Origin of the sequence: Klebsiella sp. BIGb0132, assembly GCF_024810075.1 — a bacterium.
GTDB lineage: Bacteria > Pseudomonadota > Gammaproteobacteria > Enterobacterales > Enterobacteriaceae > Klebsiella > Klebsiella terrigena.
In genome coordinates, this window is record NZ_JANUDW010000002.1 from 821011 (window position 1) to 845645 (window position 24635).

The following is a 24635-nucleotide window of genomic DNA, read 5'->3' on the forward strand; positions in this document are numbered from 1 at the left end:
CTGTTTGCGACAGGCCCAGCGTGTAGGTCATCACCGCTCATATCTGCTCACAAGTTACTACATAAATAACGTGGTTATTACGCCACGACATCTTTATCCTTGCCACATAACCCTGTCCTGTAAAAACCGCAGCCGCTCTGACCGCTGCGGCTGCAACGTATTCTGAGAACAGCATGGCAAATCAATGGGCTCCCTCATTTTGGGGCCGAAAACTGACGCGGTCATCGCGGTGGCGCCTCAGTTTGCAAGAGACGGTACTGTCGCTTTCCCTCAATGGTTTAATTCATCAGATTGATATCAACGATAAAAGCAGTTGCCATTTCCATACCGGGCTGTTGTGGACGGATATCACCTTCCACGATGCTCATGCGCAGAAAATTGTCATCGATGGACTCCCGAATGCTCAGGCGGCGCAGTTGCGGCGCGCGCTCGAGGAAATATCTGCAGCGGCGCAGCGGCTCACCGAGCTCGCCTTTATTCATCAGAGCATCAGCAACGTCAATGACTGGCTGGCGCGCAAAGCACGGCGGGAAGAGACCGCAGCGCAGCAGCGGCGATGGCTCACCCACGAAATGCAGATCGACCTGGAGTCAGCCAAACCGCGCATTGACGACGGGCGTATTGCACACCTGCTGCAACAGCCACTGCTTATTGCCGCACTGGAGGCTGAAGTCCCGGATATTTTGCGCGCCCTCAAGCTGTGGAAAATGGACTACCGTCCGGCCTGGAAAACGATAAACGCTGACCATACCGAGCGGGAGCTTAAGGCCTGTAAATCCCTGTTTGACAGGATTGAAAGCCAGCCGCTTACCGTTGAGCAGGCGAAAGCGGCGATCTGTTTTGATAACCGGGTACAGGTGATTGCCTCGGCGGGTTCAGGGAAAACATCTACTATGGTCGCCAAAGCGGCCTATGCCATCGACCGGGGCATAGTCGATGCGCAGGAGATTATTATCCTCGCCTTTAATAAACAGGCGGCAAACGAATTGGGCGAACGGTGCAAGACCGCTTTTACCCGTGCAGGATTTCAGGGCGCAGCGGTTGAGACTTCGACCTTTCACGCGCTGGGTTTAACCATTCTTGGGAAGGCTACCGGGAGAAAGCCAAACGTTCCGGTTTGGGCAATCGATCAAACGGCGGGAATTCTTAAGCTCCGCGCCATCGTCGGACGCTTAACGGCGAGCTCAACCGCTTTCTTCGTCCAGTGGAATATCTTTCGCTTCGTTTTTAATCGTGATTTACCTGCTTTCGGCGTCGCTGAAGCGGCGAACGCGTGGGATGCTCAGGGAAACAGCTTCATTCTTACCATCGACAACCACCGCGTCCGCAGTCAGGAAGAAGCCGCTATCTGCAATTGGCTTTTCCTGAACGGGGTTAACTATCGCTACGAAGCGCCCTATGAATTTGACACAGCCGATGAAAATCACCGTCAGTATCACCCGGATTTTTACTATCCCGATATCGGCCTTTACCACGAGCACTTCGCCCTCAACGCCAGCGGGCATCCCCCAGAACATTTTACGGATTATCTCGCCGGCGTTGAGTGGAAACGAGCGCTGCATAAAGCGCGCGGAACCACGATGATCGAGACCACCTCCGCTCAGCTCCGCTCCGGCAACGCCTTTGAGCATTTAACCCATGAACTGACCTCGCGTGGTATCACGCTTAATCCGGACCCTCACCGCGAAGCGCCGGGAAACGGCGAACAGCCGATGAAGCAGGATGAGCTCCTGGGCCTGCTGCGGATGTTTATTAGCCACGCCAAGAGTAATGTTCTGAGCATCAACGATATTCGCCAACGGCTTAGCGCGAGCCCGTCCCTTCTGCTTCATTATCGCAATCAGCTGTTCCTCAATCTGGTTGCCCCTGTCCTTAGCGAATGGGACGCCGAACTGGCGAGCGAAGGCGGTATTGATTTTGAAGATATGCTGAATATGGCGGCAGAGTCTCTTGAAAGCGGTCGCTACGCATCCCCTTTTGCGCTGGTGATGGCAGATGAATTTCAGGATGCCTCGTACGCCCGAGCGCGTTTATGCCGCGCGTTGACGCAAAAACCAGGGCGGTTTTTATTTACCGTCGGCGATGACTGGCAGTCGATTAATCGCTTTGCCGGTGCAGATCTGTCGGTCATGAGCGCCTTTCACAGCTGGTTTGGCGACGGGCAAACGCTCAAGCTTGAGCGGACCTTTCGCTGCCCGCAGCCGCTGTGCGATATCTCGAGCCAGTTTATCTCACGCAATCCCAACCAGATTGGCAAACACGTATACTCGACGGCACCGCAGCTGGGGCCAGTTATGCAGGCCTTTCAGGTCGAGCACAAAGACGGCCTCGCCAGCGCCATCGATGAATTCATTATGAAGCTGGCTAAAGGCGTGCAGAACGGCGAGATCCCTGCGGGAATAAAGGGCAAGGTCTCGGTATTTGTTCTGGGCCGCTATAACGCTGACAGGCAGTACCTGCCTGAGCGCTCGTTCCGTTTTAGCGAATGGCTTGATGTCTCATTTTTGACCATTCACCGCGCTAAAGGAAGCGAGGCTGACTACGTCATCCTGCCGGAGATGGTGACGGTGCGTAAGGGCCGTAGTTTCCCAAACACCCGCTACGACGATCCGGTACTCACCCTGGCAATGCCGGAAGGTGACCGTTTCCCTCATGCCGAAGAGCGTCGGCTATTCTATGTCGCCCTGACGCGCGCGCGACGCAGCGTCGCGATGTTTACGGTCAAAGGTCGGTATTCTGTTTTTCTTGAAGAGCTGCTGCACGAAGGGGCCTTGTCCATCATCGATGCGCAAGGAAAGGCTGTTGAGGAGTCGCGCTGCCCGGCCTGTCAGCAGGGAGCGATCGTGCTGCGAAAAGGCCCACACGGTAGCTTTCACGCCTGTTCAAACTACCCGGACTGCTGCTATAAACCCGCCAGGTTGGCGTCAACGCACACCTTCGCTGCCGCCCGCTAACCGGCGAGTTCTCTCGCGCTTGCGCTAAGGGAGAACCCGCCTGGCCAGAGGCGTCAGGTCGAGCTATTTACCCGCATCCGGATGGGTATCGAACGCCGCCATCACCGCCGCGAGGTCCGCCTCGCTGAAGCCGTGCTTCGCGTCATTCACCCCGAGGCCAAATCGCGTTTGCAGCGTTTCATACAGCGCCGCCACGTCGGGTAAATCAACCTTCTCCACCACCCGGCTGCTATCCCAGTGGGTAAAGTGGAAGTTGGTTAAGGTCATCTTCCCGCCGTCAGCCAGGTGGCGGCACAGCAGCAGATGGTGGCGAAAATGCGACTGCGGCCAGTGGGCGGACCAGAAATTGCCCATCACGTAATCGGCGGCAAACTGACAGCCTAAATCGAAATGATACATCGATTGCCAGTGCTCGTGATGGCTGAACTGCAGCGTCCAGCGCTCGCCTTCGTGCAGCAGGCGATAAACCCCGTGCGGGGTCTGCTGCTCAACGTCCGCCAGCAGCCTGATGGGCGCCGTCAGCGTTTGCCCGCCGAAGCCGACGTCGGCAATCCAGCGCTCGCCCTCCGCCTCAACCAGCAGCAGGCGGTGGGTTCGCGGCGGCATCTGCGGCGGATTCGCCAGCACCACGCGCCCCAGCAGGCTGCGTACCGGGAAGCCAATCTCGCTCAACGCCCGCTCGAGCAGGCCGTTCTGCTCGAAGCAGTAGCCGCCGCGGCGGGCGTTAATCAGCTTGTCCTCCAGCGACCGATCGTCCAGATGGATCTCCCGCGGCAGCAGAACGTCGAGGTTCTCAAACGGGATCGCGCTGTTGTGGTGGATATGCAGCGTCCGCAGGGTGTTAATCGAGGCATCAGGGGTTCCCGTCCAGCCCAGACGAGAAAAATAGGCGCGTAAAAATGGGCTCATCAATGTCTCCAGCATTCGGTGTGCGTCATTTATAGCGTATTTTTCCCGCCTCACCGGTATTTTTGTGCGGTCGTGCGGCTCAGCGCGCGCTGCGCTGCATCAGCGCCAGGGCGCTCAGCATCAGCGTCAGGCCGGTGAGCAGGGTCAGCGTCGCCATCGCCATGCCCTGTCCCGCTGAACCTTGCTCAAACTGACGCCAGATAAACACCGCCACGGTCTGGGTGCCCGCCGGAGCCAGCAGCAGGGAGGTCACCAGCTCGCGCGAGGCGACCGCAAACACCATCAGCATCGCCGCCAGCAGCGCCGGAAACACCAGCGGCAGGACGATCAGGCGCAGCGCCTGCAGCGGCGAAGCGCCGTGCACCCTCGCCGCCGGCTCCAGATTATTACCGAGCTGGCGCAGGGCGCTGCCCACGTAGCGCACCGGCCACGGCAGCAGCAGACAGCAGTAGGAGAGCAGCAGCATAAACCAGCTGTTATACGGCGAAACCGGCCAGAACGGGCGGTTCCACAACAGAATGAGCCCCACCCCGACCACCACGCCGGGCAGCGCCGCCGGCATCAGCGACAGCGCATCGATAATCGCGCTGCCGCGGATTTGTTGGATCAGCACCAGCCACGCCGCCACCAGCCCCAGCAGGCCAACAATCAGCGCCGAGGCCAGCGCCAGCGAAAGGCTGGTCCCCAGCGCCGAAAGCGCATCGCCCTGCTGGTTAAACAGCGCAATAAAGTGGTTAAAGGTAAAATTATCCGCGCCGATCCCGCCCGACAGCGTGCCCATCAGGCTGGTGACCACCGTCGATGCCACCGGCAGCACCACCGCCAGCCCGGCGACCGTCGCCATCAGCAGCAGCGCCGGGAGAGTAAACCAGCCCGCCGTCGCCCCGCTGTTCTCGCCCGGTTTGCCGGTCACGCTGGTCACTTCTTTATCCCCCACCAGCCGGCGCTGCAGCCACCAGGCCAGCAGCGCGACAACGATCAGCAGCAGCGAGAGCAGCGACGCGCCGTTGAGATCGATGGGCCAGTCGGCGAGCTTCTTCTCGATTCCGACGGTCAGCATCACCACGCCCGCCCGGGAGCCCAGCGCCGCGGGAACGCCGTACTCCTCAATCGCCAGGGTAAACGCCAGCAGCATGCCCGCCGCCAGCGCCGGAGAGAGCATCGGCAAGGTGATATGCCAGAAGGCGCGCCAGGCGCTGGCGCCGTGCACTCGCGCCACGATAGCCAGCCGCTGCCCGCTCGCCAGCAGGCTGCGGGAGACGGCAAAATAGACCACCGGGAAAATATTCAGCGCCATCACCAGCACGATCCCGCTGCGGCTGAACAGCAGGTCGTTGAGATCCCAGCCGGTGAGCTGCTGCAGATAGCCGTTGCTTTGCAATACCAGCATCCACGACAGCGCGGCGATATAGGGCGGCGTGAGAAAAGGAATTAAGAACAGCAGGTCCCAAAGGCGCGGCAGCGGCAGATTGAACAGCCCGCGCAGCACGCCGAGCGGGAGCCCGATGGCGACGCTGACCAGCGCCACGCCGCAGGCGATCCACAGGGTGCCGCCGAGCATTGCCGGCAGATGCGGATCGGCAAGCAGCGGCGCGACGCCGCTAAACGCCCCGGCCAGCGAACCGGAGCTGAAGTGGGGAAATATCGCCTGTAAGACGATAAAAAACAGCGGCAGCGCCACCAGCACCAGCAGCGCCGCTAGCGTGGCGCCAGAAATAAGTTTTTGATTCACCGTATTTTCCTGCAAGCGAGGGCTCCCCCCGCCGCGCGCAGGCCAACGTCAGGCCGCCGCGGCGAGGGGTAAGGCAGATTACTGCGCGAAGAGCGTGTTGAAGCGGGCCAGCACCGCGCGGCGTTCGCTGCTGCCGTCGCCGCTGGTCGGCAGAACCTTCAGCTCGTTAAGCAGCGGGCGCTTCGCCGGGACGTCGGACCGCGCCGGCATCAGCCAGGCATCGGCCACCATCGCCTGGCCTTCCGGCGACAGGACGTAGTCGACAAAGGCTTTGGCATCGTCAGCGTGCGGGGTAGTTTTCAGGATCATCATCGGGCGCGGCGCAATCACCGTTCCGCTGGCCGGGAAAATAACCTTCAGCGATTCGCCCTGGCTAATATTGCCGTAAGAGACGTAGTCCACCGCGCCGAATACCGCCGCTTTCGCGCCCTGCATCACCGGCGTCACCGCCTGCGCATTCGGCCCGCTGACCACCATTCCGTTCTTTTTCAGCGCATCGAACAGCGCCCAGGCCTTATCGCCCATCCCGTTCTGCAGCCCGATCAGCAAATCCAGGGATGCGCCGGACAGCGCAGGGTCCGGGGTGGTCACCTTATCCTTAAACGCCGCTTCCGTCAGGTCGCGCCACTCCTTCGGCTCCGGGGTGCCGCTTTTGCTGTTCCAGACGATCCCCAGCGCCGAAATGCCCTGCGCCACGTAGTCAGCCGATTTCAGATTGGCCGGGACCTTATCGGCGTTGGCGCTTTGATAGGCCAGCAGCCAGCCGCGAGCGTGCAGATCTTCCGCGGTGTCCCACGAGGCGGAGATCAGCACGTCCGCCTGCGGGTTGGCCTGCTCGGCCTCAAGCCGCGCCATCACCTTGCCGGTGGTGGCCTGGAAGATATTGACCTTAACGCCGGTTTTCTTTTCGTAACCGCTGGCGAGGCCTTTCGCCAGGGTGCCGGGACCGGCGGTGTAAACAGTTAGCGCGTGGGCGCTGGAGATCATCGTGGCCGACAGCATCATCGCGAGCGCTGCTCCTTTCTTAAAGGTCATAACGGATTTCATGCGGATTCCCCTGAGGATGAAGTAACAATGCGGACAGCAGCAACGCTGCCCGCCGATAAATGCACAATGCGGTCAGCCAGCAGCTCTGCTTCGCGGCGGTCGTGGGTGACGTAGACGGCAGTGATGCCAAGCTGGCGCAGCAGACGGCTCATCTCGATGCACAGCGATTCGCGCAGCTCGCTGTCAAGATTAGAGAGGGGTTCGTCAAACAGCAGCACGCGAGGTTCGGCAACGATGGCCCGCGCCAGCGCGACGCGCTGCTGCTGGCCGCCGGAGAGGCCGGAGGGTTTACGCTCGGCAAAGCCGGTCAGCCCGACCCTCACCAGCGCGGCGTTGACCCGCGTCTGGCGTTCGCCGCGAGGCACCCCGCGCATGCGCAGCGGAAAAGCGATGTTTTGCGCCACGGTCATGTGCGGCCACAGGGCGTAATCCTGGAAAACCATGCCGATATCGCGCTGCTCCGGGGCCATACCCCAGCCGGCTTTCGCCACCAGGCGGTCGCCAAAGCGAATCTCGCCGCTGGCGGGTACGGTGAGCCCGGCCAGCAGGCGCAGCAGCGTGCTTTTGCCGCAGCCGGATGGCCCCAGCAGCGCGACGATGCTGCCCGCTTCGATATGCAGATCGATATTATTGAGAACGGTATTGGCGCCGAAAGCGAAGGAGACGCTATCAAGCTTGATGCCGGTAAGCGCGCGCATTATCGCCCTCCCCGTTGGGAAAGCGATACTCTACCGACGGTCAAAAACCGCCGGGCCGCGCCCACCTGCGATAAATACAGGGGAGCTAACATGTTGTTATCCTCTTTGGGACTTAGTGCCGCCAACTATAGGGAGCCTGGATGACGTATTGATTACATTTTCATTGCGGCTTAACGTGTTGTCTGGCATCAGACCCATTTACCAAGGAACGCATATGAGCCGCTTTCGCCACGTCGAACTTCAGTACGCCAGTCGCCTGCTCAATCACGGCCCCACCATTATGATAACCAGCTATGACGCGCAATCCGGACGCCGCAACGTGATGGCCGCCGCGTGGTCGATGCCGGTGGAGTTCGCGCCGCCCCGCGTCGCCATCGTGGTCGATAAGAGCGCCTGGACGCGGGAGATAATTGAGCGCAACGGGACCTTCGGCATCGTGGTGCCGGGCGTGGCAGCCGCCAGCTGGACCTACGCGGTCGGCAGCATCAGCGGGCGCGATGAGGATAAGTTCAACGCCTACGGCATTCCGGTGGTTAACGGCCCGGAGCTTGGCCTGCCGCTGATTGAGGAGAAGTGCATGGCGTGGATGGAGTGTCGGCTGCTGCCGCCCACCGCCGCTCAGGAGCAGTACGACACCCTGTTCGGCGAAGTGGTTTCCGCCGCCGCCGATGAGCGGGCTTTCGTCACCGGACGCTGGCAGTTCGACGATGATAAGCTCAACACGCTGCATCATCTCGGCACCGGTAACTTTGTCGCCAGCGGCCGGCACGTTCGGGCGAACACGCCGGAAGAGTAGCCCACCTGCCGCAGCGGGCGGGTTAATGCTGGCCTGCTTATCCACACCGATGCCGGGAGCCCGCCCTTTTAGCGTTGACCTTGCCCTGGCCCGATCATATAGTTAGGCGCCATACTACATGTCGGAGGCCGCAATGGAGCTTGAACAAAAATACCGCGCTCTGCTAGAGGAGGCTGAACGCCATCAGCTTGCCGATCTCGACAATATTCGCCTTTGCTTTCAAACCCTGTCGCTGGCGGCCGCCATCGATCGCGATTGTGCCGCGCTGCTGGCGCCCTGGGGTCTTTCCGAAGGCCGCTTTGTGCTGCTGTTTCTGCTCAACGCCGCGCCGGAAGGTCTGGCGCCCAACGTGCTGGCGGATAAGGCGGGAGTTACCCGCGCAACCATTACCGGCCTGCTCAACGGTCTGCAGCGCGATGGCCTTATTGAACGCCATGCCGACGCTCTCGACGGTCGGGCTGTGCGGATTGGCTTAACGGTCCAGGGTAAGCAGATCATCGATAGCGTTTTTGCCCGGCATAGCCGCTGGATTAGCGGACTCTTTGTCGGTCTCTCGGCCGAGGAGCGGACCCTGCTCGCCGGGCTGCTGAACAAAGTCGCGGCCGCTACGCTGACGGCACAAGGAGCAACGTCATGAGCGAAAATGAGAAACGTAAAGGAGCAACCCGCGTCGCGGATATTCCTGCCGGGATCCTGCAGGCCCTCTCGCGAGGCGAGTTAGCGAGTGCTAACCTGACGGAAGTTCTGGCGCTAAGCCAGTCGAGGCTGCTGCGTGCGGTTTTCCCGGCGCTGCCGCCGTCGGCGCTGGCCGCGGCGGAGAGCCTCGATGCGCAGGGTATTGTGAAGCGCATGGCGGGCATCGCGCACCTGCTGTTGAGTGAGGCCCAACCTGCGGCCCTACAGCGCTGCCTGGCGCACCCGGCGGATACGGTTCGCGGCTGGGGCTGCTTTATGCTCGGCGCACGGTCCGATTTGACGCTCTGCGAGCGCTTGGCGGCAATTCGCCCGCTGGCCGATGACGCCCATTTCGGCGTACGCGAATGGGCGTGGCTGGCCGTGCGCCCGCGTCTGATACCGGAGCTGGATCTGGCCATCGCCGAGCTGGCAATGTGGACCGCTTCGCCTTCGGATCGCATTCGCCGCTTTGCCAGCGAGGCCCTGCGTCCGCGCGGCGTCTGGTGCGGACATATCGGCGAGCTCAAACGCCAGCCGCAGCGCGCGCTGGCGATCCTCTCCCCGCTGCGCGCCGACCCCTCGCTCTACGTGCAGGATTCCGTCGCCAACTGGCTCAATGACGCGGGGAAAGATAGCCCCGACTGGGTGCAGACGCTCTGCGCCCGGTGGCTGTGCGAATCACCGTCCCCGGCTACTGCGCGTATTTGCCAGCGCGCGATGCGCAATTTATCCCACGCCAGCCGCTGACGCAGCGGCGGCCTTAGCGCTGCAGCCGGCGCCGGTCTTCGCTGGGAGTGAGGCCAAAAACCTTTTTATAGAGGGTGGTAAAGTGGTTGCTGTTGGCGAAGCCGCATAAATAGGCCACTTCGGTAATGGTCATATCGGTTTCACGCAGTTTTACCCTCGCTGAAACCAGGCGCAGGCGTTTTATATAATTATCCGGGGTTAATCCGGTCGCCTCTTTAATATGGCGAAAGGCGGTGCGGGTGGTCAGGTGAAATTTATCGGCCAGCAGCTGCCAGTTATGCTCTTCAAAACAGTGGTCCTGCAGCCAGGTGAGTAATTTATGTAATTTATATTTTGTGTTGCTATATTCCGCTTCACTTTCAGCATGCAGTATCGTCGTCGCCAGCTGAAAGAAAGTCGCCTCGCGCAGCGCGCTGTTTTCACTGCGCTGAAAATCCGCCGAGAATATCTTCTCAACCAGCCCCTTACAGATATGGCGGGTATCAGGGGCCAGCCAGCCGTAGCAGGAAGCCTGCTGTGCGGAGAATTTGCGTAATAGCGCATCAACATTCTGCAAATAATCAAATTCAACGAAAGGGTTAATCAGCACGTTGATTAACTTGAGCGTTCCGAGCTCATCATAATAATGCACGTCCCCCGGCTGCACGTAAAAAACGTCCCCCTGCTGAATATACAGCGGTCGGCCGTTAATAACGTGCAGACCATGCCCGTGCTCGACGATCACCAGTTCAGCAAACTCGTGGCTATGTTCATGGCTGTTATCTTCGGGGTCGCTGGCGTACATCGCCAGCTTGTCCTGCGGATGGGTGAAATAATACTCAACGGTCAGTGTCATCATTAACGAAGTCCAAACGGCATACGGCGCAGGGGCAAGATAATGCATTTTACCGGCGCTCACGAGCCAGATTTATGGAATTGTGATCGCCAACCAGCCCATCACACCATCAGTGCCATTTCCCGCGGCGCGTTGGCATTGCCAGAGTGGTTGACGCGGGCGGCGGCGTCTTATGCTGCGGATAAATAAACGTAGAGGACGCAGTATGTCACAGGCTATCCAGCACAACTCTGAGGTCACGATGACCCGCCACGAGGACTTTTTACGCGCCGCCGAGGCGCTCAGGCCGGCGCTCAGCAGCCGGGCTTACCCACCGCAGGCGGTTATCGACGCCCACGTCGATCCGCAGGCCATCTTTGGCTGGCGGGCGCAGCCGGTCAGCACGCCCGAAGCGCTTTATCAGCGCGAGCTGACCAGCGGTGACAGCTTTATCATTGATTTCGGCAGCCACTACGTCGGCTACCTCTCTTTCGCCTGCTCCGCCGTCGGCAGCCCGCCGGATGCCCCGGCCCATCTGCACTTTACCTTCGGCGAAACCCTCAGCGAAGTCTGCGAACCGTTCAGCGAATATCAGGGCTGGCTGAGCAGCAGCTGGCTGCAGCAGCAGGACCTGTGGCTCGACGTGCTGCCCGCAGAGGTTAACCTGCCCCGCCGCTACTGCTTTCGCTACCTGAAGGTGGAGGTGAAGGCCGTATCGCAGAAATTCCGCCTGCGGGTTGGACAAATTCGGCTGAATGCCGTGACCTCAGCGAGCGAAACCTGCCTGCCCGGTACCGCGACGGACCCGCAGCTACAGGCTATCGACCGGATCTCGGTAGTGACCTTGAAAAACTGTATGCAGGAGGTTTTCGAAGACGGGCCTAAACGCGACCGCCGCCTGTGGCTTGGCGATTTACGCCTGCAGGCGCTGGTTAACGACGTCACCTTTACCCACCACGACCTGGTTCGCCGCTGCCTGTACCTCTTTGCCGGCCATACCCGGGAGGACGGCATGGTCTCCGCCAACGTCTTTGTCCAGCCAGATGTTATCGCCGACGATACTTTTCTCTTTGATTATTCGCTCTTTTTCGTAGATGTTCTCTATGGCTATCTGCAAAGCACCGGCGATAGCGCCACCGCTCAGCAGCTGTGGCCAACGGCGCGCCGCCAGGTTGAGCTGGCGCTGACCCGCTGCGATGACGCCGGTCTGGTGCGCGATAGCGACGACTGGTGGGTCTTTATCGACTGGCAGGCATCGCTGAATAAACAGGCCGCGGCGCAGGGCGTGCTGATTTACTGCCTGCAGCGCGCTATCTGGCTGGCAGAACGTTTTGAACCCGAGCTGGCAGCTGCGCTCAGCGATCGTCTGCAGGTGCTAAAAGCGGCGGCCCAGCGCGAGCTTTGGGACCCGGAACGGGGCTTTTTCGTTAGCGGCACCGGGCGACAGGTGTCCTGGGCCTCGCAGATCTGGCTGGTGCTGGCGGAAATCGGCAGCGCAGAGCAGCGCCGGGAAATAATGCGCAATTTACGGGAAAATCCCCCGGCCATCGCCATGAATACCCCCTATCTGCGCCACCACTATGTCGCCGCCCTGCTGCAGTGCGGGCTACGCGACGAGGCCATCGCGGAGATCAAAGCCTACTGGGGGGCGATGGTCGATTACGGCGCCGACACCTTCTGGGAGATTTTTGACCCGGCGCAACCTGACTTTTCCCCGTATGGCAGCAAGCTGATCAACAGCTATTGCCATGCGTGGAGCTGTACCCCGGCCTGGTTTATTCGCCAGTACGGACTTTAACAACAACAATAAGCGAGCATATTTTATGGCAGAAACAACCTTTAGCCTGTGGCGGCAGCGCCTGGGCTACGGCATCGCCGACCTCTCCTGCAACCTCGTGTGGCAGCTTATCTCTCTGTATCTGATGTTCTTTTACACCGACGTAATGGGGCTTCCCGCCTATTATGTCGGCCTGATGTTCCTCGTGACCCGCCTGGTGGATGGCGTCGCCGACGTGCTGATGGGGCTGGTGATTGATAACACCACCACCCGCTGGGGGCGCTGTCGTCCCTATCTGCTGCTTGGCGCAGTCCCCTTCGGGCTGCTGTGCGTTTTGGCCTTCTACGTGCCGGATTTCGGCACTACCGGCAAGCTGCTTTACGCCTTCATCACCTATCTGTGCCTGTCGTTTCTCTATACGTTGGTCAATATTCCGTTCTGCGCGATGCTGCCGTTCCTGACCAGCGATTCGCGTGAGCGAACCACCCTCTCGGCGGTGCGAATTCTGCTGGGCTCCCTCGGCGCCACGATTGTTGCCGTAGCGACCCTGCCGCTGGTTGGCGCGTTGGGCAAGGGCAGCCAGGCCCACGGCTTCTTCTATACCGCGGTCATTTTCGGCGTCATTGCGACGTTCTTCCTGCTGGTGAGCTTCCGCAACGTTAAGGAGAATATCAGCATTACCCAGGAACGAATGACCCTGAAACGCGCCTGGGTCAGCCTGCGCGCCAACCGTCCATGGTGGGTATTCGCCAGCAATATCTTCCTGATGTGGGGGGCGTTCTTCTTCCAGACCGGCGCGCTGGTTTACTTCTTCCACTACTACGTGGGCAACAACGATCTGACGGCCATCGTCGCCGGGATCTCCACCTTCGTTCCGCTGCTGGGCACTCTCACCGTGCCGCTGCTCGCCAGGCGGATGAAAAAGCGTCACGTCTACCTGATTGCCAGCGCCATTAACCTTGTCGGCATGGGCATGATGATGGCTGCGGGCGTCAATAGCTGGGGGCTGATTGCCGGGGCGATTGTTCTGTCCCTGGGCGCCGGCCAGCGTACCGCCATTTACTTCTCCATGCAGGCCGATCCGGTGGATTACGGCGTGTGGAAAACCGGCATCAACACGGCGGGAATTTTAACCTCAATCAACGGCTTCTTCGGCAAAGTTGCCATGGCCGGTGCGGGAGCGATTACCGGCGTACTGCTCTCTTCCGGCGGCTACGTCGCCAATCAGGTGCAGAACGAGAGCGCGATGCTGGCGATTAAAGCCTGCTATCTCTACATCCCGGCGCTGCTGATTGTCGCGTCGATGCTGTGGATTGGCCGCTTCTATCGTCTCGACGATAATTACGAGCAGATCCGCGCCGACCTCGACGCCGGTCGCCGTGCGCCGCCGGAAAGCCCGTCGGCCGGCGGCGAAAATCACGCCATGTAAGGCGTCCCCACCTCTTTACCTCTGAAAGAAATAAGGATTCTCATGCGTATCTCTGTGATTAGCGCAGCGGTTTGCTGCGCCCTTTTTTCGGCCTACGGCGTCTGCGCCGCGCCGCTGACCATCGAACAACGGCTGGCGCAGCTCGAAGCCCGGCTCAATCATGCGGAGCAGGAAGCGGGAGACGCCAACCGCCGCGCGCAGCAGTCAGAACAGCGCACAACCGCGGCGGAACAGCGCGCAGCAGCGGCGGAGAAACAGGTGCAGGCGCTCAGCCAGCGGACCGCCGCCAGCGAGCAAAAGCAGCAGGTCACCAACCAGCAGATCAATAGCCAGCTGGCGAAAACCTCGCCCGGCGACGGCTTTGAGTTTAACGCCTACGCCCGCTCCGGCATGCTGGTGGATAGCCACGGCAAAGGGGCGCGCGGCGGCCCGGGGATCTCCCCTGCCAGCTCGCTCAACGGCGATGCCCACGTTGGCCGTCTCGGCAACGAGAAGGATAACTACGTGGAGCTCAGCTTTGGCAAGAAAATGACCTTTAGCGACGGCTCGTGGGCGCATTTCAAAACCATGCTTGCCGATGGCGCCACCAACCCGGACCCGTGGGTCCAGGATAACGACAGCCACCATCTGAACGTGCGCCAGCTGTACGTCGAAATGGGCGGCTTTGCCGATTTTTCCGGACCCTTTGAGAAGTCCTCTATCTGGGCGGGCAAGCGCTTCGATCGCGACAATTTCGATATTCACTTTACCGACAGCGACATTATGTTCCTCGGCGGTACCGGCGGCGGCATCAACGACGTCAGCTGGGGCAGCCATCTGCGCGGCGATTATTCGGTCTATGCGCGCAACTTTGGCGATCTGGGTAGCGATAATTATGAAGATAACGATATTCAGAACCTGATGTTCACCGCTAACCACTTCTGGAACAACTGGCAGCTGATGACCACCGCGATGACCGCCCAGGGCAACGATTCGCTGAAAGATAACACCTCGACAACCGGCAGTTATGCCCTGCGCAGCGACAATACCGCGAAGAACGGCTACTACGCGATGCTGGCCTATCACGATAAGCAGCAGTTCTTCGGCCTGGCGCCGGGGGTATCCGAAAGCGCCTTACAGTACGGTGGCGGCCTTGGGGCCGAAGCGCGTCAGCCCGGCAGCGATGGCGATCTCACCGAGAATGCAAAATCCTTGCGCTTTGCGTCATACGGTATTTTGCCGCTGGGGAAAAACTGGGAGCTGGCGCCGTCAGTTATCGCCCAGCATAGCGAAAGCCGCTATCGCGACGGCGACCGCTACGACTGGGCGACCTTCAACCTGCGGCTTTCTCAAGGCATCACCCGCAATTTCGCGCTGCTGTACGAGGCGTCGTGGCAGTATATGGACCTGAACCCCAACGGACGAACCTATCGCTACAACGACGAAGTCCATCAGTATCAGGCGGTAAGCGGTGATTTTTATAAGCTGACCTTCGCCCCGACCTTTAAGGTTGGCGACGTGTTTGATATTAAAGCGCGGCCGGAGATTCGGTTCTTCGTGACGTGGATGAACTGGGATAAGGCGCTGGATCGCTACGCCATTAACGATGATTTCGGCAGCAAAGGCTTTACCGCCGGCGGAAACTGGAACTTCGGCGTGCAAACCGAGATTTGGTTCTAAGGCGTGAGTCCCGGGTAAGCGGTGAACCGTTCTGCCCGGGTGACAAAAAGCACCGGCTTTTGTCGCCCGGGCAGGCGCTGAGTGCCGCCTTCGGAATTTGAGTATTCTCGTCACCCGGATAAATCACGGCCCCGATCCGAGAAAGCTCCAGCGCTACATGCTGTAACCGGGTTTCTTAATCAGCTGCTCCATCTGCGGGGCGATTTCACTGTCCCATACCTGCTGCCAGTCGCTCGGGTCAACCTGCTTCAGGGCCACGCTCACCGAGCTGTCCTTACTGTTGAGGTGACGCACTAATACGGCGGAGATATCGGCGGCCAGCGCCGCTTTTTGCTCATCATTCAGCTCGCGAGGAAAACACTTAATATCAACATGCGGCATAGCAGACTCCTTATTGTCAGAACGATAAAACTACCACAGCCCGGGCACGAGGGTTTTCATTTTGTGCCACATTGTTTTTTTGCATTGCAGTGTCGCTATAGCACAGGGTTACATCTTCGATAAGGAGTTTCATTTCAGCGTTTATCTTGTTCATAGCTTCCTGCTGTGAGGGTGCCAGTGTCTACGATGATGGGTTATAAGGACGAAGATACTGATATACCCCGCCCCCCAGCGCGACCAAAACAGCAAAAATAATGACGTTCCGTTTTATTTTATCCATTGTGAAGCCTCCCTGTTATTTACCCGCCATCCTTTCCGACCGGTCAAAACGCGCCAGGGCGAACACGCACGCTACGGCTGATCGTGTCCCAGAAGGCAATAATTTCCTCCTGGCTGTAGGAGGTCGGCGGCATGGAATCATTCTCCAGGGTCAGAATAAAATTGGGGGTCTTGTAGCTGGCCGTCATTTCATTGATGAACATATCAAAGCCGTAACGCGGCTCGTCTTGAGATGCCTGTAACCCCGTTGCCAGAAACTCCTGCGCCTGCAGCCCGTTCACACTAAAAGCCCCTTTTCTTTCCACGTGGCCACGGTACAAGTTACTCTCTATCTCACCAGCTCTCTCCAGCACCGTGTCTTTTTCACGCGTAAAGTTATCAGTGGAGAGAATAATTCTGATATGTTCCAGCGTCTTACTTCCAAGCCACACGGAGATATCCTCCCGATCTGCTGCCGTCGGGTCGGTGGCAATAAACGCATGGGTGATACAAGAGCCAGGCTTTGTCGGAATGACGTCATTACCCCTGCCGCGGATCCTCGCCATCAGCGACTGCATCTGACTGACATCTCTTGCGACGTAGTTCTGAATTGGATCACCATTGCGTTGCCTTTCATAACGTGAAGATGAATCATTGACAGTTTGCTTCTGTAGCTTGATAACCACGCCGTTGGTATACAGATACCCTTCCAGAATACGCATTGCATCCGAAGCGCTTTCATTCTTATTTCTTTCAAAAATCACACCATCCAATCCATTTTGCAATTGCCAGGTTTTTTTCAAAAATGGCATATTCTCACTTCTGATAGCATGGCCTTCACGTAACACCCTCTCCCGTCTCGCCAGCAACTGTACAAAACCAGGACGATACATTTTCTTTGTCGCCAGGTAGGTTTTATACATGTCTTCTGGTCTGGATATTATCGCCGCCCAGATATTTTTATCCAACGGTGCCGTTTCACTGTAGGCCGCAAAAGAGGATGGCAGATCGAGCAGATAGCGCCCGACGCAGTAAGGTTTCATTTCCGCGTTTATCTTGTTCATAGTTTCCTGCTGTGAAGGTGTCAGTGTCTGCGGTGATGGGTTATAAGAGCGGAAATATTGATACAATCCATACCCCGCTACGATGAAGGCAGCCAGGATAATTGCTTTTTTTTTATATTATTCATGGTAAGCAAGCCCTGTATTTTTCACCTGCTGCGCAATTCTTATAATTGAGCGCAGAGTAAACCAACGCGCATCCATGGTGTTGTCAGATTTGTACGCCCCCTCGTGGTCAACGCCCACACCGAGCTGGGCCTTTAACTTCGGAGAATTGAGCGCTGCCGCTCTGACCGGCACAGTGCCGTCGCCGTCCTCCACAGGAGGCAATAATTCATATTTGCGGATAACATAACCCTGGTCGGGTATCCCCAGCGTTGCATAGCGGATGGTCTGATTAAATTTGTCCGCCGGGTAGAAGATTTCCCCCTGTTCACTGACCTGAGAGCGGTAGGCTTCCGGGGCATATTTTCCGCTTACGTCCTTCCAGTGCAGTTCTGCATATGAAGGGTACTTCTTCCCGTCATTACCATAAAAGGCAAAGGTATTTTCATGATAATGACCATTAAGATCCTCCACGAAAGTCTGGACATCTATCAAAAGAATGTTTTTAAAGGACAACCAATCCTTATCAAGTTGAACTTTATCCATATCTTTATTTTCTGGATTAATAAAACGTTCCTCGCATAATCCCCACCACTCCGATCTCTTAGTGTAGATATCAGCGAACGGATCAGTCTCAGGCAAAGGCTGCTTAAGGCCCTCGATGTGAAACCACCCCATACCGTACTCCTTGCCAGGTAGAAGCTGTAGAGGGCCCGGAGATTGTGCCAGCACAGGGGTCATTTCAGCACCGTCACGGCCAATCACTAAACCGGTTATTCCTGCCTCACCCGCTTTCATGCGCTTATAGGCTATTGGGGCACCGCGGTCCGGCATCACCCCATGCACAATACCCAGGATATTTTTCTGCCCGTAATTACCTTCCAACAGTTCCGAATAGTAGCGGGAGACGAGTCCTCCCATCGAATGGGTCACCAGAATGACCTTTTCGCATTTGCGCCCGCTGGCTTTGTAACTGTTAATGATCTTCTCAATACGATCGGCCAGTGCTTGCGCAGACTCCACATTCGACTGCAACCAGTTATAGCCGACCGCATGAACCGGAAAGAGATACTGATAGCTCAAAGCCACTTCATCCGGGGTCAGATTACTCTCACCGATTTCTGCCCCCAATAGTTTATCCAGCAGCCTCTCACGCAAGGTGAGTCGACCATTTTTGCTGGTCTTATTTTTTAACATTGTCTGGTTATCGTTCAGCGCCTCCTGGAGCCAGGGCAGGAAGGTGCCGTAGCTCATCGCCCCCACTTCACCCCAGCCCCTCTCCCGGCGAGATTTAAAAAGCAGATACTCTTCCGGACTTTCGGTCTCAATTTTCCCGCTGGGATCGACAACGGTTTTGGTGGGATCCAGTAATTTTTTTCTTTTCGCTGGCCCTCTTCCCATCCAGGGTAACATGCTTGCAGCCCCGTTGACGGTCCAGACTGGCTTACTATCATCGGGGTTCATCAAATTACTCCCCATCACCCCCGGTAAAAACACCACCGGGATGACTCTGTCCGGCATCTTATAAAGTTTGAACCATTGCTCCTTGTCTTTCGGCGTGGCAATGACCTTATAGAGGAGGTGACCAAACTTGTCGTAGCCCAGCAGGACGTTATTGTTTTCGGTGGTCTCACTCATCCGTTAGTCCTCATCCTTCAGGTTTATCTGTATTGACGCAGGATCCATTACGCTCTGTTTTTCCCCACGACCAGATGCAGAGGTCATTAACTCCTGCACGCTGCCATCGCTGTACGTCAGGCTGATTTTCTGACCTGCAACAGGTTTATCAGAATAGGGCCACCGTACTTCAGGACCCATTTCAAATTCGCTGCTCTCCCAGATCTGTATCGCCTGGCTCATACTCTGCCCACCAAACTTCTGCCACACAGCCGCCCGCTGGATGATTTTGTCCGGTGCCGCGCACTCCACGACACCATCCGCAATACGGATATAGCCGCCTCCGCTGGTGAGAATAATTTCCTGCTTCGCGCTGATAACCAGCTTTCCTTCGCTGCTGCTGATGCGGATATCTTTCAGCGCGTCCAGCGTCATCTCATCGCCCTGCGCCTGTATCTCCACCTTCCCTTTGCTGGCAAAAATTTTGATACCCAGCTTTTGCGCAAACAGACTCACCCTCTCCCCGGCCGCCACGGTGAATCTTTTCAATGCGCTGAAATCAGTGTGTTTGCCGCTGGTGCTGATAACATTTTCACCCGCTGACAGCTGCAGGCTTTCCGGCGTGGTCTGGGCAATACCCGCCGGGGCTGAGAGCAATAACGCCGACCGTTTCAAATCAGTCAGCGCCTGCTCCAGTAACGCCTTCTGAGTCTGAATATCGGCCAGTTCAGCTTTGGCCGTTTCAACTGCACTGCTCAGGGCTTCGGCCTGGTTCAGTGCCTGTAGCAGCTGGCTCAGGGCAGCCCCCATCTCCAGCACTTCCCCCTGCGCCTTCGCCTGCCCGTCAGCACTGATGAATATCCCTTTCTGCGCCCGGATGGCACCCCATGAATCCGTACGCAGCTCAAAGCCTTCCCCGCGCTGTTGCTTCTCGCTGTCGACAAGATGGCCCAGGTTCAGCTGGCTCTTGCCGCCGTACTCCGTCGAGACCTTGATATGCTCTTTGCCGCGCTCATCGTCGAGGCGGATTTTATTATTCGCAGGCGTCCGCAGGACGTTACGTTTGTAGTTACGGATGGTGACATGGTCGCCGTGGGCCGAGTCGTGCAGCACGCCGGCGATATACGGCCTGTCCGGGTTACCGTCCTCAAAGCTAATTGCCACTTCGGTACCCGCCAGCAGCGGCAGGTGCAGGCCGTAAGTGTCGCCTGCGTACGGGCGGGACTGGCGCACCCACAGGCTTTCGAATCCGCTCTCCCAGCCGTCGCGGTCGAACAACATGTTGACCCGGTAGCGACCGTCTTTATCGATATGTCCGTAGGTGTCATTTTCGGTGGTACTGGTCACGCGGGCAGGCAGCGTACCGGCCATCACCGGGCACGAGCCGGGTTCGGAACGGAAACCAAAATCGACGCTGTCCGGGATACCCTCAAAGTTAACCCCAAAGTCTTCATCACGGCGGGCATGCGTATGCATTGCGGTGACGACCACGCCCTGGCAGAAGGTCTCCGCCACCTCATAGCCGCCGGTCACCTTCAGCACCTGACCCGGAGAGAGCGTCGGGCAGCTGGTCATCGCCCGGATCCGCGTCTGGCCGTTCAGATAGCGTTCATGGCGGATACGGGCATAAAAGGCACCGGATTCCGCGGCCGGGCTGCGGTCGTACGCGCTGCCCGGCGTGAGATAATTGTCCGCATAGCGATAGGCATCACCGTAGGTCGTGCTATCCCCGCGGGTGGCATCCACCTGCGCATTCATGTCCTCATTAGCCTGACGGTAGTTGTAGTCGCGGGTGCTGACCTGCTGCTGCACCACGCTGTGATGACATTCCATCTCCCAGACCGAGTCCACCCCTTTCGAATGCTGGCCCGACAGCGGTACCGATGGCAACGTCAGGTCTTTCTCGTAGCCCTGCTGGCTGTCGTAAAATGCCACCACGTCGATGTTCAGGCGCGTGTCGGTGGTGAAGCGAAACCAGATCCCCACTTCGCCCAGCAGGCGGGTAATGAAATGCAGGTCGTCCTCAGCGTACTGCATCACCTGCTCCCGGCGCGGGTACTCTTTGCTCAGCGAGAACAGAAAATCCTGCCCTTTGAAGCCATGGCGTTCGCGCAGAATTTTTTCGACGATCTGTGGGACCGACATATCCTGGTAGATGGCGTTCTGGTGCGAACGATCGAGCAGCGCCAGACGCGGCTGGAGCGTCAGCGCGTAGTGGGTTTCATCCGCGGAAGTACTGAGGCGTTCAAAGCCCGTCACTACGCCCTGAATCACCCGCACCGGCTGCTGCAGCTTAACGCCGAAGCCCTGATCGACCGGGGCCTGCAGCGTCAGGGAGCCGGGTTTCATCAGCATCATCTCTTTGCTGATGGCATGCTCGGCGCTGGTGAACTCAATGCGATAGCTGAACGGTCTGCTCAGGGCTTCCTGGCCTTCAAAAGCCAGCACGTCCAGCGCTGGCTTACATCCCTTAATCGCCAGCTGGTGGTGGTTATGGCCAAATCTTATCGGGGGATTGTTGCTCATGCATTCACTCCTTGTGTCCGGTCAAATTCCAGCCCTCGGCTCTTTTTTCACCCCACCGGTACGCAGGTCAAGCTGTAGATTAATACCTGCCTTTGACACCTTATTCTGAAAACTATCCGCCATCTCATCATCCCTCTGCTTATCGCCGTATACACCTTTTACACTACGATGACTCACACGAAATATAGAATAATGATCCATAAAAAATCAAATTTACGATAATAAATCTCAAATTATAAATTTATTAAGAATTTTCCACCAATTATTAATATCGAAAAGCACTACCATACCAGCAATGTGAACTATCACTCCGCGCGATAAGCGAACGTTTATGCCTAAAAGGTCAAAATGCACGGAGTGTTGTTAACAAAACGCTCCTGGATTGATTTTAATCAAGATACAAACTTTGAGAATGTCTATCCCTTATCAAGGATAGGGTTTCAGTGCAGCAGAAAGGAGAAGAAGTGGCTAATACAAAGAATGCAAGGGAAAGCTTATCGCGGCAGATTCGCTCATCACGCTGCCGTCCGCCAGCTTAAGGGTGGGTACCTGACACAGCGGGTTTATCTGCATCAGGCTGTCACGCTGTGGTCCGGGTTTATCAAAACCCTCAACGTTAACAAAGTGGTACGGGATTTCGGCCAGCGTCAGCATCAGCTCGCTGATTGCCGACCCCCAGCCCGGTACGCCATAGACGGTGATCATGTTCGGCCTCCACGGTAAACGTCGGGTGTCGGGTGAAAGCCGGAAAAAATGTCCGTCGCGCGCTATTTAACGGCGTGCCTACGCCGACTCTCGCTCCAGCAAATGATAGCCCAGATCGATAATTGCTTCCCCTTCCCCCACGCCTTCAATGCGGTCGGCGAGGAGGGTTGCCGCGCGTTCGCCAATCGCATGGCGATCGACGCTGACGGTGGTAATCGCCGGTCGGTTGCTGGCGGCAAAATCCAGATCGCCGAAACCCATCACCGCCAAATCCTTCGGCACGCGCAGGCCGCGGCTTTCGGCCTCCATTATCGCCCCCTGCGCCAGGGTATCGGAACTGCAGACGATAATATCGAACTCGCCGGCGTCAAGCAGCTGGGCCAGGCCGCTGCGTCCCAGCGCCAGCGAGGCGGGAAGCGGCACCGCCACCTGATGCACATCGCTCATACCGCCTTTGACCAGCCGGGCGCACAGCCCCTGCTTACGCAGCGCCGCTCGCGCGTCCCCTGCCCACAGCAGCCCCGGGCGTCGATAGCCCTTGTGCAGCAAAAAATCGCCTATCGTCTCGCCAACTTTCTCATGTGAAAAGCCCACCAGCATATCCAGCGGCGTCGGGGTCAGATCCCAAATCTCCACCACCGGGATGGCGGCGTTAAGGATGGTTCTCTTTAACGCCGGCGCATGCTGAATGCCGGTCAGCACGACCCCGTCCGGGCGACGGGAGAGCAGAGTGGCCACCAGCTCAGCTTCGGTCTCCCGACTGTAGCCCGCGACGCACAGCAGCATATGGTAGCCGCGCGCCGCAAGGGTATCGCTCAGCGCCTGGATGGTGTCGACAAACATATTGTTGTTAATTTGCGGAACCACGACGGCAATCAGCCGGCTGCGGCGTGAAGCCAATCCGCCGGCCAGCGCATTGGGAATGTAGCCCGTGGCCTGCACCGCCTGCAGCACCTTTTCCACCGTTTTAGGCCGCACCAGCTGCGGCGTATTCAGCGCCCGACTGACCGTCATTGATGATAATCCCGCCGCGCGGGCAACATCATCCAGCGTCGGCACGCGCGTCGGTTTTCTGCTTTTCACGGCTAAGCCCCTGTGTTGAGTCGTTCCCAGCGGGCATTATTGATGATGACCCAGCCAATTGCCAGCACCCGCCCGCACATCCGCATGAGAATCAACAACCTGAGAGATAGAATGTTATCGCTATCATTATTAGTTGTGCTATTTCACAGACTGTTTTGGATCGTGATGTCACCTGCATAATTTTACCACTAATAATCTGAAGTTGTGATCGTTTGTACAAATTAAACGCACTCATGTGGTCGAAATGCAAAAGCTGGATTAAAAATGTTAGCGCAAACATTTTATAACTCATAAGGAACATGCTATGACCACCAGCGCCAATTCCAGCTCCGTGACCTACGCCAAAACCACCGGCGTCAAAACCGCCGCCGAAACCGGCGACCGCATTGAGCACGTTAAGCTCTCCCTGGCTTTTCTCCCCTTAGCCACGCCGGTCAGCGATGCCAAAGTCCTCACCGGGCGGCAAAAACCGCTCACCGAAGTCGCGATTATTATCGCCGAAATCCGCTCCCGCGACGGTTTCGAAGGGGTAGGCTTTAGCTATTCCAAGCGCGCGGGAGGCCAGGGAATTTACGCCCATGCCAAAGAGATTGCCGATAACCTGCTCGGCGAAGACCCCAACGATATCGACAAGATCTACACCAAACTGCTGTGGGCGGGCGCCTCCGTCGGGCGCAGCGGCATGGCGGTACAGGCCATCTCTCCGCTTGATATTGCCCTGTGGGATATGAAAGCCAAACGAGCCGGACTGCCGCTGGCGAAGCTGCTCGGCGCCCATCGTGATTCGGTACAGTGCTACAACACCTCCGGCGGTTTCCTGCATACGCCGCTGGATCAGGTGTTGAAGAACGTCGCTATCTCCCAGGAAAACGGCATCGGCGGGATCAAGCTGAAAGTGGGCCAGCCAAACACCGCCGAGGATATCCGTCGCCTGACGGCCGTGCGCGAAGCGCTGGGACCCGATTTCCCGCTGATGGTTGACGCCAACCAGCAGTGGGACCGGGAAACCGCCATTCGCATGGGGCGCAAAATGGAGCAGTTTAATCTGATCTGGATTGAAGAGCCGCTCGACGCCTACGACATCGAAGGCCACGCGCAGCTGGCCGCCGCGCTGGACACGCCAATTGCGACCGGGGAGATGCTGACCAGCTTCCGCGAACACGAACAGCTTATCCTCGGCAACGCCTGCGACTTCGTGCAGCCGGATGCCCCGCGCGTCGGTGGTATCTCCCCCTTCCTCAAAATTATGGATCTGGCGGCGAAGCATGGCCGCAAGCTGGCCCCGCATTTTGCAATGGAAGTGCATCTGCACCTCGCCGCCACCTACCCGCTCGAGCCCTGGCTGGAGCATTTCGAGTGGCTAAACCCGCTGTTTAACGAGCAGCTTGAGCTGCGCGATGGGCGGATGTGGGTTTCTGAACGCCACGGGCTGGGCTTCACCCTGAGCGAACAGGCGCGCCGCTGGACCCAGCACAGCTGCGAGTTTGGCCAGCGCCCCTGACGCTTGCGCCGGCTATTTCCCGGGCCGGGAGCGAAAACGCCGGGTCCGGGCTGGGGGATAAGCGCATCCCCCACCCTTGCGTAGTCCGGTCAGCTTATGGCCGGGGATAGGTTCTTAACGATCGGCGGATATCACTTTATCACCCCTCCCGCCCCTGACTT

The 24635-nt window shown here is 58.0% G+C and carries 19 protein-coding genes and 1 pseudogene; 8 read left to right on the plus strand and 12 right to left on the minus strand.

What is annotated here, in order from left to right; genetic code table 11:
- Window positions 1–173: 173 nt before the first annotated feature.
- The gene (locus tag M2416_RS10805) at window positions 174–2954 is read left to right on the plus strand and encodes a UvrD-helicase domain-containing protein (protein ID WP_259223802.1); all 2781 of its coding nucleotides are present in this window, start codon (window positions 174–176) and stop codon (window positions 2952–2954) included.
- Window positions 2955–3017: 63 nt separating this feature from the next.
- Here the strand turns inward: M2416_RS10805 and nhoA are convergent, their stop codons facing one another.
- From nhoA to M2416_RS10825, 4 genes are all read right to left on the minus strand, one after another.
- Window positions 3018–3863 (minus strand): N-hydroxyarylamine O-acetyltransferase, encoded by an 846-nt coding sequence (gene nhoA / locus M2416_RS10810; protein WP_259223803.1) that lies wholly within the window; start codon window positions 3861–3863, stop codon window positions 3018–3020.
- A 79-nt stretch (window positions 3864–3942) separates the two neighbouring features.
- Window positions 3943–5595 (minus strand): ABC transporter permease, encoded by a 1653-nt coding sequence (locus M2416_RS10815; RefSeq protein ID WP_259223805.1) that lies wholly within the window; start codon window positions 5593–5595, stop codon window positions 3943–3945.
- 78 nt (window positions 5596–5673) lie between these two features.
- Complete coding sequence (locus M2416_RS10820; protein WP_041145392.1) at window positions 5674–6642, minus strand: ABC transporter substrate-binding protein; 969 nt, start codon at window positions 6640–6642, stop codon at window positions 5674–5676.
- Complete coding sequence (locus M2416_RS10825) at window positions 6639–7343, minus strand: ABC transporter ATP-binding protein (protein WP_259224002.1); 705 nt, start codon at window positions 7341–7343, stop codon at window positions 6639–6641. Before M2416_RS10825 ends, M2416_RS10820 begins: the two co-directional genes overlap by 4 nt.
- A 211-nt stretch (window positions 7344–7554) precedes the next feature.
- On the opposite strand from M2416_RS10825, the gene M2416_RS10830 reads away from it, so the two are divergent.
- From M2416_RS10830 to M2416_RS10840, 3 genes are all read left to right on the plus strand, one after another.
- Complete coding sequence (locus tag M2416_RS10830) at window positions 7555–8136, plus strand: flavin reductase family protein (RefSeq protein WP_259223807.1); 582 nt, start codon at window positions 7555–7557, stop codon at window positions 8134–8136.
- 133 nt (window positions 8137–8269) lie between these two features.
- A complete protein-coding gene (locus M2416_RS10835) occupies window positions 8270–8773 on the plus strand; it encodes a MarR family winged helix-turn-helix transcriptional regulator (RefSeq protein WP_076947214.1) in 504 nt (167 codons plus the stop codon).
- A complete protein-coding gene (locus M2416_RS10840; RefSeq protein WP_259223808.1) occupies window positions 8770–9558 on the plus strand; it encodes a DNA alkylation repair protein in 789 nt (262 codons plus the stop codon). The genes M2416_RS10835 and M2416_RS10840 overlap by 4 nt, the downstream gene beginning before the upstream one ends.
- A 13-nt stretch (window positions 9559–9571) precedes the next feature.
- Here M2416_RS10840 and M2416_RS10845 read toward each other — a convergent pair whose 3' ends face one another.
- Window positions 9572–10396 carry a helix-turn-helix domain-containing protein gene (locus tag M2416_RS10845; RefSeq protein ID WP_259223809.1) on the minus strand — a complete coding sequence of 275 codons (825 nt, stop codon included), beginning with the start codon at window positions 10394–10396 and terminating at the stop codon, window positions 9572–9574.
- 202 nt (window positions 10397–10598) lie between these two features.
- On the opposite strand from M2416_RS10845, the gene M2416_RS10850 reads away from it, so the two are divergent.
- Genes M2416_RS10850 through M2416_RS10860 form a run of 3 tightly spaced genes read left to right on the plus strand, consistent with a single transcriptional unit; the run spans window position 10599 to window position 15237 of the window.
- Window positions 10599–12170 carry an alpha-L-rhamnosidase-related protein gene (locus M2416_RS10850; RefSeq protein ID WP_259223810.1) on the plus strand — a complete coding sequence of 524 codons (1572 nt, stop codon included), beginning with the start codon at window positions 10599–10601 and terminating at the stop codon, window positions 12168–12170.
- 25 nt (window positions 12171–12195) lie between these two features.
- Window positions 12196–13578 (plus strand): MFS transporter, encoded by a 1383-nt coding sequence (locus M2416_RS10855; RefSeq protein ID WP_259223811.1) that lies wholly within the window; start codon window positions 12196–12198, stop codon window positions 13576–13578.
- Window positions 13579–13620: 42 nt separating this feature from the next.
- Window positions 13621–15237, plus strand: coding sequence for a carbohydrate porin (locus M2416_RS10860; RefSeq protein ID WP_041145384.1), 1617 nt, complete (start codon window positions 13621–13623; stop codon window positions 15235–15237).
- Window positions 15238–15390: 153 nt separating this feature from the next.
- On the opposite strand, the gene pptA is transcribed toward M2416_RS10860, so the two are convergent.
- The 7 genes and pseudogenes from pptA to M2416_RS10895 form a co-directional block, all read right to left on the minus strand.
- Window positions 15391–15618: a tautomerase PptA gene (gene pptA, locus M2416_RS10865; RefSeq protein ID WP_076947219.1), complete on the minus strand. Its 228-nt coding sequence runs from the start codon at window positions 15616–15618 to the stop codon at window positions 15391–15393.
- A 16-nt stretch (window positions 15619–15634) separates the two neighbouring features.
- Window positions 15635–15772 (minus strand): hypothetical protein, encoded by a 138-nt coding sequence (locus tag M2416_RS10870; protein WP_259223812.1) that lies wholly within the window; start codon window positions 15770–15772, stop codon window positions 15635–15637.
- A gap of 169 nt (window positions 15773–15941) precedes the next feature.
- Window positions 15942–16940, minus strand: a complete 999-nt coding sequence (locus M2416_RS10875) for a T6SS immunity protein Tli4 family protein (RefSeq protein ID WP_259223814.1) — start codon at window positions 16938–16940, stop codon at window positions 15942–15944.
- 117 nt (window positions 16941–17057) lie between these two features.
- Entirely contained in the window at window positions 17058–18680 is a 1623-nt protein-coding gene (locus tag M2416_RS10880) for a lipase family alpha/beta hydrolase (protein WP_259223815.1), read from the minus strand.
- 3 nt (window positions 18681–18683) lie between these two features.
- Window positions 18684–21185, minus strand: a complete 2502-nt coding sequence (locus tag M2416_RS10885) for a DUF2345 domain-containing protein (RefSeq protein WP_259223816.1) — start codon at window positions 21183–21185, stop codon at window positions 18684–18686.
- A gap of 492 nt (window positions 21186–21677) precedes the next feature.
- Window positions 21678–21890: pseudogene (locus M2416_RS10890) on the minus strand (glutathione S-transferase N-terminal domain-containing protein); the annotation flags it as partial.
- Between the two features lie 78 nt (window positions 21891–21968).
- Window positions 21969–22973 (minus strand): LacI family DNA-binding transcriptional regulator, encoded by a 1005-nt coding sequence (locus M2416_RS10895; protein WP_076947226.1) that lies wholly within the window; start codon window positions 22971–22973, stop codon window positions 21969–21971.
- A 304-nt stretch (window positions 22974–23277) separates the two neighbouring features.
- Here M2416_RS10895 and M2416_RS10900 point away from each other — a divergent pair, with 304 nt between their 5' ends.
- Window positions 23278–24474 carry an L-talarate/galactarate dehydratase gene (locus M2416_RS10900; RefSeq protein ID WP_259223817.1) on the plus strand — a complete coding sequence of 399 codons (1197 nt, stop codon included), beginning with the start codon at window positions 23278–23280 and terminating at the stop codon, window positions 24472–24474.
- The last annotated feature ends 161 nt before the right edge of the window (window positions 24475–24635 follow it).

Bases quoted from the DNA above. Each gene is read 5' to 3' on its own strand.
- M2416_RS10820 (WP_041145392.1), bottom strand. From the start codon at position 6,642: ATGAAATCCGTTATGACCTTTAAGAAAGGAGCAGCGCTCGCGATGATG.
- M2416_RS10875 (WP_259223814.1), bottom strand. From the start codon at position 16,940: ATGAACAAGATAAACGCGGAAATGAAACCTTACTGCGTCGGGCGCTAT.
- pptA (WP_076947219.1), bottom strand. From the start codon at position 15,618: ATGCCGCATGTTGATATTAAGTGTTTTCCTCGCGAGCTGAATGATGAG.
- M2416_RS10830 (WP_259223807.1), top strand. From the start codon at position 7,555: ATGAGCCGCTTTCGCCACGTCGAACTTCAGTACGCCAGTCGCCTGCTC.
- M2416_RS10860 (WP_041145384.1), top strand. From the start codon at position 13,621: ATGCGTATCTCTGTGATTAGCGCAGCGGTTTGCTGCGCCCTTTTTTCG.
- M2416_RS10805 (WP_259223802.1), top strand. From the start codon at position 174: ATGGCAAATCAATGGGCTCCCTCATTTTGGGGCCGAAAACTGACGCGG.
- M2416_RS10880 (WP_259223815.1), bottom strand. From the start codon at position 18,680: ATGAGTGAGACCACCGAAAACAATAACGTCCTGCTGGGCTACGACAAG.
- nhoA (WP_259223803.1), bottom strand. From the start codon at position 3,863: ATGAGCCCATTTTTACGCGCCTATTTTTCTCGTCTGGGCTGGACGGGA.
- M2416_RS10835 (WP_076947214.1), top strand. From the start codon at position 8,270: ATGGAGCTTGAACAAAAATACCGCGCTCTGCTAGAGGAGGCTGAACGC.
- M2416_RS10850 (WP_259223810.1), top strand. From the start codon at position 10,599: ATGTCACAGGCTATCCAGCACAACTCTGAGGTCACGATGACCCGCCAC.
- M2416_RS10870 (WP_259223812.1), bottom strand. From the start codon at position 15,772: ATGAACAAGATAAACGCTGAAATGAAACTCCTTATCGAAGATGTAACC.
- M2416_RS10855 (WP_259223811.1), top strand. From the start codon at position 12,196: ATGGCAGAAACAACCTTTAGCCTGTGGCGGCAGCGCCTGGGCTACGGC.
- M2416_RS10900 (WP_259223817.1), top strand. From the start codon at position 23,278: ATGACCACCAGCGCCAATTCCAGCTCCGTGACCTACGCCAAAACCACC.
- M2416_RS10840 (WP_259223808.1), top strand. From the start codon at position 8,770: ATGAGCGAAAATGAGAAACGTAAAGGAGCAACCCGCGTCGCGGATATT.
- M2416_RS10845 (WP_259223809.1), bottom strand. From the start codon at position 10,396: ATGATGACACTGACCGTTGAGTATTATTTCACCCATCCGCAGGACAAG.
- M2416_RS10885 (WP_259223816.1), bottom strand. From the start codon at position 21,185: ATGAGCAACAATCCCCCGATAAGATTTGGCCATAACCACCACCAGCTG.